Origin of the sequence: Alloscardovia sp. HMSC034E08, from assembly GCF_001813415.1 — a bacterium.
Lineage (GTDB): Bacteria > Actinomycetota > Actinomycetes > Actinomycetales > Bifidobacteriaceae > Alloscardovia > Alloscardovia omnicolens.
In genome coordinates this window covers 417,295-431,017 of the sequence record NZ_KV812468.1, presented here as the reverse complement: position 1 = coordinate 431,017, position 13,723 = coordinate 417,295, and the positions used below count along the sequence as shown (strand labels likewise).

Annotated in this window: 10 protein-coding genes and 1 tRNA gene; 5 read left to right on the top strand and 6 right to left on the bottom strand. The window is 46.5% G+C overall.

Going from position 1 to position 13,723, the window contains the following annotated elements:
• The first annotated feature begins 2 nt into the window (after positions 1-2).
• Genes purF through purD form a run of 3 tightly spaced genes read left to right on the top strand, consistent with a single transcriptional unit; the run spans position 3 to position 3,945 of the window.
• Complete coding sequence (purF, locus tag HMPREF2909_RS03380) at positions 3-1,508, top strand: amidophosphoribosyltransferase (RefSeq protein ID WP_071415223.1); 1,506 nt, start codon at positions 3-5, stop codon at positions 1,506-1,508.
• A 48-nt stretch (positions 1,509-1,556) separates the two neighbouring features.
• Positions 1,557-2,606: a phosphoribosylformylglycinamidine cyclo-ligase gene (gene purM, locus HMPREF2909_RS03375; RefSeq protein ID WP_071415222.1), complete on the top strand. Its 1,050-nt coding sequence runs from the start codon at positions 1,557-1,559 to the stop codon at positions 2,604-2,606.
• Between the two features lie 55 nt (positions 2,607-2,661).
• Positions 2,662-3,945 (top strand): phosphoribosylamine--glycine ligase, encoded by a 1,284-nt coding sequence (purD, locus tag HMPREF2909_RS03370; protein ID WP_071415221.1) that lies wholly within the window; start codon positions 2,662-2,664, stop codon positions 3,943-3,945.
• A gap of 68 nt (positions 3,946-4,013) precedes the next feature.
• On the opposite strand, the gene purK is transcribed toward purD, so the two are convergent.
• Together purK and purE are read right to left on the bottom strand one after the other, a co-directional pair.
• Positions 4,014-5,177: a 5-(carboxyamino)imidazole ribonucleotide synthase gene (gene purK, locus HMPREF2909_RS03365; protein ID WP_071415220.1), complete on the bottom strand. Its 1,164-nt coding sequence runs from the start codon at positions 5,175-5,177 to the stop codon at positions 4,014-4,016.
• The gene (gene purE, locus HMPREF2909_RS03360; protein WP_071415219.1) at positions 5,161-5,658 is read right to left on the bottom strand and encodes a 5-(carboxyamino)imidazole ribonucleotide mutase; all 498 of its coding nucleotides are present in this window, start codon (positions 5,656-5,658) and stop codon (positions 5,161-5,163) included. The genes purK and purE overlap by 17 nt, the downstream gene beginning before the upstream one ends.
• A 118-nt stretch (positions 5,659-5,776) precedes the next feature.
• Here purE and HMPREF2909_RS03355 point away from each other — a divergent pair.
• Positions 5,777-5,849, top strand: a tRNA-Arg gene (locus HMPREF2909_RS03355).
• A 527-nt stretch (positions 5,850-6,376) separates the two neighbouring features.
• Here the strand turns inward: HMPREF2909_RS03355 and HMPREF2909_RS03350 are convergent.
• The 3 genes from HMPREF2909_RS03350 to HMPREF2909_RS03340 form a co-directional block, all read right to left on the bottom strand.
• Positions 6,377-8,116, bottom strand: a complete 1,740-nt coding sequence (locus HMPREF2909_RS03350; RefSeq protein WP_071415218.1) for a hypothetical protein — start codon at positions 8,114-8,116, stop codon at positions 6,377-6,379.
• On the bottom strand, positions 8,116-8,877 hold the full coding sequence (locus HMPREF2909_RS03345) for an ABC transporter ATP-binding protein (RefSeq protein ID WP_071415217.1): 762 nt from the start codon (positions 8,875-8,877) through the stop codon (positions 8,116-8,118). The genes HMPREF2909_RS03350 and HMPREF2909_RS03345 overlap by 1 nt, the downstream gene beginning before the upstream one ends.
• Before the next feature lie 202 nt (positions 8,878-9,079).
• Entirely contained in the window at positions 9,080-9,556 is a 477-nt protein-coding gene (locus HMPREF2909_RS03340) for an Ohr family peroxiredoxin (protein ID WP_071415216.1), read from the bottom strand.
• A gap of 379 nt (positions 9,557-9,935) precedes the next feature.
• Between HMPREF2909_RS03340 and HMPREF2909_RS03335 the strand changes: the two genes are divergently transcribed.
• Positions 9,936-11,123 (top strand): SLC13 family permease, encoded by a 1,188-nt coding sequence (locus HMPREF2909_RS03335; protein WP_071415215.1) that lies wholly within the window; start codon positions 9,936-9,938, stop codon positions 11,121-11,123.
• Between the two features lie 20 nt (positions 11,124-11,143).
• Here HMPREF2909_RS03335 and dnaG read toward each other — a convergent pair whose 3' ends face one another.
• Positions 11,144-13,174 (bottom strand): DNA primase, encoded by a 2,031-nt coding sequence (gene dnaG / locus HMPREF2909_RS03330; RefSeq protein WP_071415214.1) that lies wholly within the window; start codon positions 13,172-13,174, stop codon positions 11,144-11,146.
• Between the last annotated feature and the right edge of the window lie 549 nt (positions 13,175-13,723).

The following is a 13,723-nucleotide window of genomic DNA, read 5'->3' as shown; positions in this document are numbered from 1 at the left end:
TAATGTCTGCAGAACTCGAAAACTTGCACGAAGAGTGCGGTATTTTCGGCGTATGGGGTCATCCAGATGCCGCTCGCCTCGCTTACTTTGGTTTGCATGCCTTACAGCATCGCGGTCAAGAGGGTGCCGGAATCGTCAGCAACGAAAACGGCCGTCTGCACAGCTATCGAGGTCTGGGCTTGCTCTCCCAAGTGTTTAGCGACGATACCCAAATCAACAAGCTCAAAGGCTCTGCTGCTATCGGTCACGTGCGTTACGCTACGAGCGGTTCGGGAAGCGTGGATAATATTCAGCCGTTCCTCTTCCGTTTCTATGATGGAGACGTGGCACTCGCGCATAACGGTAACCTGACGAACGGCCGCAGTATTCGCCGCACTTTGGAGGAAAACGGTGGTATTTACCATTCGAATTCCGACACCGAAGTGCTTATGCATCTTATCCGTCGCAGCGAAAAACCTACTTTCGTCGAGCAGCTGAAAGAAGCGCTCAACACGGTTCACGGCGGTTTCGCCTACATGCTCATGAAGGATGATTGCATGATTGGCGCACTCGATCCGAACGGTTTCCGCCCTCTCTCGCTCGGTCAGATGACCAACGGCGCGTATGTGCTGGCTTCCGAAACCTGTGCTCTCGATATTGTGAGCGCACAGTTTATTCGCGATATTCAGCCAGGCGAAATCATTATTATTAATGACGACGGCTACCATATCGAAACCTATACGGATCAGACGCAAAAAGCTATCTGCTCGATGGAGTTTATCTATTTTGCGCGTCCTGATTCCAATATTTACGGCATTAACGTGCATTCAGCGCGTAAACGTGCCGGCGCTCGCCTCGCTCAGGAAGCACCAGTAGATGCTGACATGGTTATTGGTGTGCCGAACTCCTCGCTATCTGCTGCTGCAGGTTATGCAGAAGAAAGCGGATTACCAAATGAAATGGGTTTGGTAAAAAATCAATATGTGGCACGCACCTTTATTCAGCCAACGCAAGAACTGCGCGAGCAGGGTGTGCGTATGAAGCTGTCTGCAGTACGCGGTGTGGTTGAAGGTAAGCGCGTTATTGTTATTGATGATTCCATTGTGCGAGGCACCACAAGCCGTCGTATTGTTCAACTTTTACGTGAGGCAGGCGCTGCCGAAGTTCATATGCGTATTGCTTCCCCTCCGCTGCGCTACCCATGCTATTACGGTATCGATATTTCGCGTACCAACGAACTGATTGCGGCCAGCAAAACTGTTAAAGAGATTTGCGAGTTTATTGGCGCTGATTCGCTTGCCTACCTCTCCATCGATGGTTTAGTAGAGACTGTGGGACTGCATGAAGATGCCCCTTATGGCGGTTTATGCGTAGCCTACTTTAACGGTGATTATCCAACAAGTTTGGGTGATTATGAGAAAGAATTCCTCTCCTCAATTACCGCAGAAGATAAGGAGCGTCTCACCCGTTTTGCTCAGGACTCCAGCCAATACTACGGCAATGAGTACGCGGGTTCTGGGGCTGAGTAAGACCTCGCCTAACGAAACGAAAACTTGTTACTAATTTAAGGAGAAAAAATGCCATCCGCATACGAAAACGCAGGTGTAAGTGTAGAAGCTGGTTACGAAGTTGTTCGCCGTATTCAACAGCATGTGGCGCGCACAGCTCGTCCAGGTGCTGGCGGTATTGGTGGCTTCGGCGGTCTGTTCGACCTGTCTATTCTCGGCTACGATGAGCCAGTTCTCGTGTCCGGCACCGATGGCGTGGGAACGAAGCTGCTCGTAGCTAAGGCTGCAAACAAGCACGATTCCATTGGCATCGACTGCGTAGCCATGTGCGTTAACGATATTTTGGCGCAGGGCGCAGAACCATTGTTCTTCCTCGACTACATTGCATGTGGTAAGAACGATCCTGTGCTGCTTGAGCAGGTTGTGAAGGGCGTTACTGACGGTTGTGTGCAGGCTGGTGCTGCTCTTGTTGGCGGCGAGACCGCAGAAATGCCAGACATGTACGACGAAGATGAATACGATGTGGCTGGTTTTACTGTGGGCGTAGTGGAAAAGAGCACGATTATTGACGGCTCTGCCATTCATGAAGGCGATATTATGATTGGCCTGCCATCCTCCGGTGTGCACTCTAATGGTTTTTCTTTGGTGCGTAAAGCTCTGTTTAAGGACGGCGGTTTGAACGTAAATGATACGCTCGACGAGCTGGGCGGCAAGACTGTGGGCGAAGTTCTACTCGAACCAACCCGCATTTATGCTCAGGCTCTCAAGCCTCTGTTTGCTAAAGGCAAGGGCAGTAAACAGATTCTTAACGGCATTGCTCATATTACCGGCGGCGCTTTCGTAGAGAAGGTTCCTCGCATTATTCCAGAAGGTCTAGCTGCAAGCTTTGACATTACCTCATGGGATGTTCCACTAATCTTCCAAGTGCTCGAACGCTACGGCAAGGTTGATCATAAGGAAATGTACAACATCTTTAACATGGGTATTGGCATGGTGCTTATGGTGTCTCCTGAAAATGTGGCCGAGGTTGAGCGTATTCTGGATGAGAACGGCGAAAAGCATTACACCGTCGGACGCATCGTTAAAGATAACGGTGAGCGCGTGGAATTGCACGACTAAAAATTATCTAATCGAGGAAGTGTGGCGCCGTGCGTCGCACATGAAGGAGACAGTAATGTCACGAGTTTTGGTTATTGGTTCGGGCGGCCGTGAGCACGCTATTGCTCACGCTTTGCTGCGCGGCGAGCGTGTGAGCGAGGTTTTCTGCGCTCCTGGCAACCCGGGCATGAAGTCCGACGGTGTTGTGCCGGTTAATTTGAGCTTATCGAATCACAGTGCTCTGATTGATTTTGCTCGAGATAAGCAGATTGATTGGGTGTTTGTTGGCCCAGAAAATCCGTTGATTGAAGGTATGGTTGACGATTTCCAGGCTGCCGGCTTCCCTGCTTTCGGACCAACTCGCAAGGCTGCTCAGATTGAGGGTTCGAAAACCTTCGCAAAAGAATTAATGCAACGATACAACGTTCCTACAGCTGCTTATGCAACCTTCGATAATTTCGATGCTTCTATAGCCTATGTTCAGGAACAAGGTGCTCCGATTGTGATTAAGGCGGATGGCTTAGCCGCCGGAAAAGGCGTAACAGTTGCAATGGATGAAGACAGTGCCATTGCTGCTTTGAAGGATATTTTCCTCGATCATCGTTTTGGAGCGGCCGGTTCGCGCGTTGTTATTGAGGAGTTCTTGGAAGGACAAGAATTCTCTTTAATGTGTTTTGTGCGCGGTGACGAATTCTGGTCCATGCCAATTTCACAAGATCATAAGCGTGCCTACGATGGCGATGAAGGTCCAAACACTGGCGGAATGGGAGCCTACTCCCCTGTTCCTCAGATTCCTAGTACCGCTGTTGCGCAGGCAGAAGAAACCATTATTAAACCTGTTATTGCAGGCATGGTGGCTGAGGATAACCCATTTACGGGCATTCTGTACGCAGGTCTGATTGCCACGGCTGATGGCCCTAAGGTTATTGAATTTAATGCTCGCTTTGGCGATCCTGAGACTGAGGTTGTTTTGCCTAAGCTCACGAGTGATTTAGGTGCGGGCATTGAGGCTTTGTTGCATGGTGAAGAACCGGTATTCTCATGGGACGAAGAGCGGACGACTCTGGCTGTGGTGGTGGCCAGCGAGGGGTATCCGGATAAGACGGTGACGGGGGCTGCTATACATGAGTTCGATTGCAGCGCAACTCAGGCGGAGCATGGAACGCATGTGTATTATGCGGGCGTTGCCGATAGCGAAGATGGCGATGATCTCGTTGCTTCTTCAGGTCGCGTTTTGCTCATGCAGACCACAGCAGACACTGTTCAAGATGCACAGAATATTATTTACGATATTCTTGACCATACCGATACCACTGGCATGTTCTACCGTCACGATATTGGTTTTAAGGCGATTCAGTAATTAGTCTGATTGCACAGTGGGGCAGAGTATATTGATTCTCTGCCCCACTTTTTAATGCTGAATAGCTGTTATTCCCAACAACCACTGTTCTTGAATTCAGTCAGCAGTTCCTGCGTATCGTCACCAAGAACAGTTATATGACCCATCTTGCGATTATGCTTCGACTGAGCTTTACCGTAATCATGCACATGCCAATTTGGATGCAGTGCAGAAGATTTGAAAACAGGTTCAACATGCTGACCTAACACATTAATCATAACTGCAGGGCTCAGCAGCTTAGGCTGAGGTAGAGACCATCCAGCAATACCTAAAACATGCATATCAAACTGATCAAAATCGCATGCTTCAATCGTGTAGTGTCCGGAATTATGAGGACGAGGTGCTAGCTCATTAACAATCACACGACCATCTGCACATACAAACAGTTCAATCGCTAATGTTCCAGCCAACTCAAAACCAGCAGCCAAAGTGCGTGCCAACTCATGAGCTTGCTTATTCACCTGTTCGTCTAATGCGCTCGGATGTGCACCGTAAGCAGGAGCCACGGTTGTATGCAAAATATTATTCACGTGATTATTCTTAACCACTGGGAAAGTAACGTACTCGCTACCATTACCTGACACTAAAATTGAGGCTTCATACTCAAAGTTAACGAAACCTTCGAGCACGCTCTGTTCAAAGTTCTCGCCCCACTGCTCATGCACTGACTGCACGTCGTCAGCGGTACGTAAAACTTTCTGACCATGACCGTCATATCCGCCTTCAGCAGTTTTGAGTACAGCAGGTAAACCAATAACTTCTACTGCCTTCTCTAGCTGAGCAAAACTGCTTACTTCCTGCCACCTAGCAGTTTCGATACCGTGATTATTAATAAAGGTTTTTTCTGCTACTCGGTTTTGAGTAACACGCAGTAAATCTGTGCCTTGAGGAATGCGCACAATATCGCGTACAGAATCTAAAGCATCAGCGTCCACATTTTCGAACTCATACGTCAAAATATCGCTCATCTGCGCTATAGAGCGAATCGCTTCTTTATCATCGTAATCAGCTATCACTTGCTGATTGCACGCGCCTGCAGCAGGACAGCCTGGCGTTGGGTCAAGAACTACTGTATGAAAGCCCATATAACGAGCTGATAAAGCCATCATCTGACCGAGCTGACCACCGCCAATAATACCAATCGTTGCTCCACGGTCTAAACGTTTCATAACTTCTTTATTTAAGCTTGGCATTAGACTCCTCTACCATCTCTTTCAAGTCTGCGCGATAATTCTCTAAAGCTTCAGCAAGATCTGGATTACTGGTAGACAAAATGCTCACAGCTAATAACCCTGCATTGGTTGCACCAGAATTTCCAATAGCTGTTGTTGCCACAGGAATTCCGCCAGGCATTTGCACAATGGATAGCAGAGAGTCAACACCGTTCAACGCGCGAGACTTTACAGGCACGCCAATAACCGGAAGAGTTGTTTGTGCAGCCGTCATGCCTGGCAAATGGGCAGCTCCACCTGCTCCAGCAATAATCACCTTAATACCGCGAGAACGTGCATTATGCGCGAAATCTGCCATAAGCTCTGGTGTGCGATGTGCAGAAATAACTTGCTTTTCGTATGGAACATGGAATTTTTCTAAAATATCGCAAGCATGGCTCATGGTTTCCCAATCGCTACTTGATCCCATAATGACAGCAACCTGAGGCGTATTTTCAGCCATAGTTCGTCCTTTGCTCGACGCGAATGAATACTTTCGATTTTAACCTTATGCTTGGAATTGCAAGGCTTAGCGTCTGTTTTTTTATCTCGTTATGACCTTACGGTACAATGTAATTCGCGCCCGCGTAGCTCAGCGGATAGAGCAGGTGACTTCTAATCTCCGTGTCGCAGGTTCGACTCCTGTCGTGGGCACTCATGCAATATCTCACGACATAATTCCTATAGTTAGGTTGACTATGTCGTGGGAGTTTTGTGCCATGCGCATATTTTGTCTAGTTTTATTTAGTTTCATTGGCTCTTCGGACTTAGCGGGGTTTAGTAGACGATGTTGCCCAGTAGGTTCCAGTTGATTCCTCGGGATGTTATGTGTTAAGACATTGCCTCGGTGTGAATGTGGTTTGGCGCATTTTCTCTTGTCGTCATGAGTGAACAACCCTAGTCATACGTGAAGTCGATACGCGCAACCTACAAACCCCGCTAAGTCCGAAGAGCCTGATTACATTAGCGCCCACCTGCACGAACAGTTTTATTCTTAGGACGATTTCTTTTTATAATCAGACTTCATATGTATTATAACTATGCCCAATGTGATGTGAAATGGTTTGAGTTCAGTAATCTATGTTTACACTGTGCATCGTCTGCGCACCTGAGTATACGTAAAAATGAGAGCGGCTCCGTCAAGAAGCCGCTCTATGTTTTCAGTAGTAGGCAGAAGGAACTTACCTTGTCAACTCAGCGAAGTCGCGTAACGTCTGATGAATTGCCAGACGACGTTTATCGGTAATTCGTCCTCCAATTTCTGCACCGGCAAACACATACACAATAGACATAATGCCCTGCACAATGAAACCAATCCACAGAGCGTAAACTTCATTGTGAAGAATGAACCATGCAATAACTCCTGCACCAACTCCTGGAATAAGTAGTACAACAGTAGTTAACATCAGAATCATTGGCATGAACATTTGACTTATTGTACGTCCTTGAGGAGTTCTCATTGGCTGCTCTGCGCTTGGAACAGGGAACATAATCAGACCAGACATCACAGCTGAGTTAGCCACACCAGCACACAGAATAATAATGCCCACTGCTTCACAAATAAGCACAATCTCCCAGGAATCGCCAAAGCCTTTGCCCAGAATATATGCGGCAGCAAAAGCAATCGCCGTCATAATAAATTGCATAAGTAATCCTAAGCCAAGCTGGAAAGCGCTACGAGCGTACCAATCAACCCGTCCCTTCAATCCCGACATAGTATGCAATATAAATGCTGGACCTTCATATGCGAGCATATTCATACCCATAAGAGACATGAAATATCCTGTTAATGGTACAGATATAATAACCATTTCTGGATGCCCATTCATAATTCCTTGTAGAGTAAAAATCACAGCAAAAAATACAGGCATCAGTAAAGATAAACCATAACGCACATCGCGTAACCAGCTAGTTCCAATACGCGCCATAATAACTGTTAAAGGTCCGCGAACAAAAGGTAATCCAAACAGTCCTAATCCGTGGGCTTTAGTGGTCTTCGTTTTCTTATCATCGGAAATCTCGGCACGGCCTTCAACAATATCGCGGTGTAAGCACCACTCAAATCCAAGGCACAGCAGCCAGAAAACCAGAGCATACAAAGCAATCGAAACAATAATAAAAACAGCAGTCATAAGCGTTGGACGAGCCATAACAAGAGGTGTTACTGCAAAGGATGCCAATGGAGTCCATTGCATAATCTGTCCGCCGATTTCAAATGTTCCGTTGATTATTCCGTCAATAACAACTGAAAAACCGCGACCTGCTGACCCCTCACTGTCTCTCAAACCACCAATAAAGCCACCGCTTTGCGATACGGCAACAATGAGCAGAACAAAAATCACAGTCAGAAGCTCGCGAGCGCGTCTGCTGCGGAAAAGAACGGTGGCAGCTGTGAGCACAGTGCAGTTAAGAAGAGCAGCAAAGAGCACAGCTAAGAACGAAGTGATAAAAGATAATACCCATACGAGAGCTTGGAGAATCAGCCCCTGTGCAAAGAATGCAGATACTTGCCCCATAATGCAGACGAGTGTGAGGTAAGATGCCACTCCGCTGGGAGTAAAGACCTGAGAAAGTACGAGAGCATTGCGCAGGGTTAAGCGAGATACACCCAGTAGATATAAGCTCTGCGCGTTCACGCTTTGTTGCCCGAAAGCTACGAGCTGGCAGAAAGCAACGAAAATAAGTCCGCCGCCCCAGGCCAAAGCAATAGTGTTCAGCACAGAGTTATAGGATATTGAGCTAGCAGAACCAGCAATTCCATGCAAAATGAACCATGTTAATACCCATGATCCCACAACCACACCTATATTTATTAAGCATGAGATAACAAAAGCTATGGCTTGCCATGCGGATTTATTGACTGCAGAAATGGTCAGCGCCCACCGCAGACGCACAACCGTCCAAATTTCGTTGAGCTTCATTACTGCTCACCACCTTGTAACCAATCCAAGTGGGCTGCATCATGACGACCACCAACGAGTTCAATAAAGCGCGTCTCTAATTCAGATCCGGCAGAAACTTCTTCAAGAGTTCCTGCTGCACGTACCTGACCGTCAGCGATTACAGCTACATGAGAACACATTTTTTCTACCAAAGACATAACATGCGAAGAAATAACAACTGTTCCGCCTGTAGCTACATATTCTTTGAGAATATCTTTCAAATTTGCTGACGATACAGGATCTACTGCCTCAAAAGGCTCATCGAGGAATAAAATACGTGGCGAATGAATCATAGCCGTCGCTAAGCAGATTTTTTTCTTCATACCTGTGGAATAGTCAGATACAATTTTGGAAGCAGCATCAGCCAAGTCAAAAGCTTTAAGTAAGTCCTCTGAACGTCGCACAACTTCATCTTTATCCATACCACGCAGTAATCCTGCGTATACAAGAAGCTGCTGACCGGTAAGACGATCGAAAATTTCATCAGCTTGTGGCATCACACCCATCTGCGCACGTACAGCATCGATATTGCTCCACACATCTGTATCAAAAAGAGAGACGGAACCAGATGTAGGTAACAACATGCCTGTGCTCATCTGCAAAGTCGTCGTTTTTCCTGCGCCGTTCGGCCCCACCAAACCGTAGAAAGATCCTGCAGGAATATCTAAATTCAGAGCATTAACAGCTGTTTTCTGCCCGAAAGTCTTTGTTAAACCGCGTAGTGATAATGCATACGTCATACCTTGTCCTTATCTCTTGCATTTCTTGCGCAATTTTGGCGCTTATGCCTTATACCTTTTACACGTCTACCCTACACTCCAGTGTGTTACCAACGTGTTTACCCCCCCCCGAGCCAAAAAGCATAAACAATGTAACAGATTGCAGTCTACAGAAAAGAACAGAGGAACACAACGACTGCGTTCCTCTGTGAGATAGAGATAGTTATGGACGAAATGTATCCGCGCCCTCTACTGGCAGCCTACTAGCAGCCTGCTCTCCCAAACTGGCAACCGCCACAGTTTCCGTTGGAATATTGCCCTCAGTTGCCTTGGAATAAGGACAAATAGTATTAGCCAAATCAACAAGTTCCTGTACCTGATCAAGTTCCATATCTGGTACGAAAACTTCAATCTTAGCGCTTAAATCAGCAGTTTCTTCGTGCGTTAAGGTTACGTTCACGCGCACCTTAGACTTCATAATAGTCATAGCGTTCACACGCTTTTCCTTAGCTGCAGCCATCAAAGCACTCTGATAGCATGCACCCCAACCTACAGCAAAGAGCTGCTCTGGGTTTACGCCTTCACCAGTGCCACCCAATTGAGCTGGAGCAGAAATATCGAATTCAGCATCAGGATTCACGCTTGTTGCATGACCTGTACGACCTCCAGTTACTGTTGCCACTGCTGTATATGTAGCCATACGTGCTCCTTTCGTTACACATACAATCGCTGTATGTTTGCCGTGTGTACTCGCTTCTATTTTACGAGAACTCTCATCATTTTCCCAGATTTATGATGATTTTGAGCTCAGCGCAATATGCATAAACGATACGTAACCAAGGGGAAGAAAACCTTGATTTTTCAGGCTTTTATCGCTTGCTTGCGTAAGAAAAATCAAGACATGTGGTGTTTCTCACACCGCTCCCACGCCTCTGCCACGCCACTCTCACATCGTTCTCACATCGCAATTTTCCGATGCATGTGCTTCGTTGAAACACCCCGCAATACTAAGTCAAGAAACGCACATCTGTGCTTTCAGGCAGGTTGTACAGTAAAATACTCAAGGATAAGGAGTTTTTATGGGTCAATGGCTGCTCGGATGGGTCAAGAATGAGATTGTCCTCATTGTTGCCACACTTCTGGCTATCATCTCATGTTTTATCATCCCTCCAGACGCACAATATATGGAGTACGTTCATTGGAACACCCTCGCACAGCTTGTGTCTTTGATGCTTGTTGTTGCCGGCTTCCAACGCATTGGCGTTTTCCGTATTATTGCATCAAAACTTCTGCAGAAGGCATCCACGTCACGCATGGTGATGCTTATTTTGGTCTCTTTAACCTTTTTCTCGGGCATGATTATTACCAACGATGTTGCGTTAGTAACTTTCGTGCCTTTTGCTTTGTCTGTGCTCATTATGTCAGGCAAAGAACGTTGGGCGCCTATGCTTATTACATTGATGACTTTGGGCGCTAATTTAGGAGCAATGCTCACCCCCATTGGCAACGCGCATAATTTATATTTAAAAGCTCTTACCCAAATGCCATCGTGGGAAATGATTGCCATTATGGCTCCATTTTCCTTAGCCTCTGCAATTATGCTCATTGCTGTTATCTGGATGTATTTCGATAACACCTCTATGGAGGAAATTACTACCGAAGCTGAACTGGAAAAATCCGTGCTCGCTCCATCTCCTCATAAAGATCAGCCAGATGAGATTCGCATTTTCAATTATGGCGTCGGTTATGCAGGATGGCGCACATGGGTATATGTTGCGCTATTTATTTTGTGTATTCTCGCCGTCAGCGATTTAATTCCTCTGTGGATTATGGTGGCTATTGTGGTGGCAACGATGTTCTTTACCGATCGCCGCGTTTTCCTCAATATCGACTGGGGTGTGCCATTAACCTTCGCTATGTTCTTTATTTTTATTGGCAATATGAAGCGCATACCTGAGTTCTATACTGCAGCTCAGCAGTTTGTGCAATATTCGCCGCTCGATATTTCTGTGCTTACCTCGCAATTTATTTCTAATATGCCTGCCACCCTTCTTCTGGCCGGCTTCTCAGATGCTTGGGGTGCGCTGATTGTGGGAACTAATTTAGGCGGTTTAGGTACGCTGATTGCTTCGATGGCTTCCCTCGTTTCGTATCGTAATATCGTTTCGCGTATGCCAGATAAGAAGGGTAAGTACTTAGGACTGTATACAGCTATGAACTTAGGATTTTTAGCTGTGCTCCTGCTTCTTGCTCATGTTATTTTATAAGCCGCGTTTATACGACTTTTTTAAGCATATGTCATAGAGTCTGCACGCAGTTTTTCCAGCTGAGTAATGCGCTGCAAAATATCAAGCTTCTCTGATTCATCTGTTGAGCGATTCATCTGCATACGAAGATGAGCAATAGCACGCATCATATCTGCATCAATTAATCGCGATGCCATTTGAGTGGCAAACTCAATGTGTGCAGGACTTGGCAATGGTGCCCCGCCCTGAGCTTCAGCTTGAGATTGACGCGAAGAACTAACGGCTTCATCTTCCTGTGCAAGAGGTAATTGCATAACAGCCAAATCGTCGATAACAGGTTTAAGCATTGGACCAGCTGCTTTGGTGAGATTATGCATCCACAAACCTGCTGTTACATCTTTACCTGGCAATCCTCCAGCCACAATAATCGCGCGATATAAATCACGAAAAACAGGTATAGCAAACGCATGCTCAGACATGCGCTCAAAAATCTGAGCTTGCAATGCCCACGGCATTTGCACCAAAATTGCCATCATCTGCTGCTCAGAAATAAATACAGCATCATCCACACGATAATACTGCTGATTACGCGCATTATTACGTTCCACAGCTAAACGCTGTTCGGACTGACTCATATCTGGCTGCGTATGATGAGCAAAATTAGAGCTAGTATGATTGCGAGCATACGCATCCTCATCATGCACACGTATAGCGCGGCGAGCAGCCATCACTTCATCGCGCATAATGGAAATATCCATGCCAATCTGCCGAGCAGCGTTACGCGCATACTCATCTAAAAGTGAGCGGTCACGCACTTGAGCAATCAAAGGAGCTACAGCTTTCATAGCACCCACACGACCTGCTGCATACTGCGTATCGAAACGTTCAATAGCTGTGCGAATAACCCACTCTACTAGAGGTTCTTTGGATTCAACTAACTCATGAATAGCTTGATTACCATAGGTCATACGCAAATCGCAAGGATCAAGGTTATCTCGCGCAATCGCTACAAAAGTTTGAGACAAAAAAGCATTATCTAATTGGAAAGCACGTAAAGCTGCTTTCTGACCTGCTGCATCACCATCAAAGGTAAAAATAACTCCTGATCCTTGCGTAGGACCAACTAAATTGAGAGAGCCTAAAGAAGAATCCGATATAAGCCGGCGAATAACCTTCGCATGCTCCATACCAAAAGCCGTTCCGCAGGTAGCCACAGCATTCGTTACTCCTGCTAAGTGGCACGCCATCACATCTGTATAGCCTTCCACCACTACAACCTGGCGCTTTTGCGCGATGCTTGTTTTAGCTAAATCAATTCCATAGAGAACACGATTTTTATGATAAAGCGCAGTATCAGCCGTATTAATATACTTACCTGGATTAGTGTCATCATCATAAAGTTTTCGCGCGCCGAAACCTATAACCTGACCAGTGGTATCGCGAATAGGCCATATAGCACGTCCGCGGAAATAGTCATACGCTCCACCGTTCTGATTCGGTCGAGCCAATCCTGCATCAACCATTTCTTGCACAGTAAAGCCATGCGAGGATAAATGACGTACCAGCTCGTCCCAGCCTCGAGGAGCGTAACCGCAGCCGAAACGCTCACAGTCAGCCTGAGAAAACTTACGACCTCCCAAAAGCTGACGCGCTGGCAGAGCTTCTTGAGTCATCAGCTGAGACATAAAGAATTTCTGAGCAGCAGCATTTGCCTCTAAAAGACGTGAACGTGTTGTGCCGCGAGGACGGTTGTCGTTGCGCGCAGACTGATCATAATGCAACTCAATACGGTAACGGTCAGCCAAAAACTGCACAGCTTCAGGAAATTCAATGCCTTCAGCACGCTGCACATACTCAAAAATATCGCCGCCTAAACCACAGCCAAAGCATTTCCAGCGGTTATTCACTGTATTGACAGTGAAGCTCGGCGTTTTCTCGTCATGGAACGGGCACAACCCTTTATAAGAGTTAGAACCAGCGCTCTGCAAAGTCACGTGGGCAGACACAATATCGTAAAGATCCGCGGCATCGCGAACTTTCTCAATATCATCTTTAATAATGCGCCCAACCATAAGTCCTCCGCTTTACGTGCCGTTATACTCTCACAGTATCGTACAGTATCTCACAATATCGTAGTCTCCAAGATGGAATCGCTACAGTAAGTCTTGCATGAGTTTTTCTGTTCGTATTCTACTATTACTGCTGGTATTGCACTATATGCGTGGAGTTCTGAGCAGAATGCTGTGTGAAGTATCTGAAGTGTGTTAAGCGTCTGAAGTATCTCGGGTTTTGAGTGGAACTGGTTTTCAGTGTTACGCGGGTTTTAAGTGGCTGGTTGTTGAATGGACTCGCTCTCTACGGGATGGCTGTAACGCACGACACATCGAACGCGTTATATCTCGCCACAGCCGAAAACCTTTAAGTCAGCCCTAGTAAAAGCAATAGCACACGCAACTAGGGTGTGTCAGGGTTTTTGTAGATGGTGGGTTGCCCTATGGTGAGTTATTTTTCAGGGTCTTGAGGCTGTTCGCAATGAGGTTGTACTTGGCCTGGGGCTATCTTGGTTCATCGCACAATTGATTAAAAAAGGTTACCTAGTATGCTGTGCACACCATAACCTT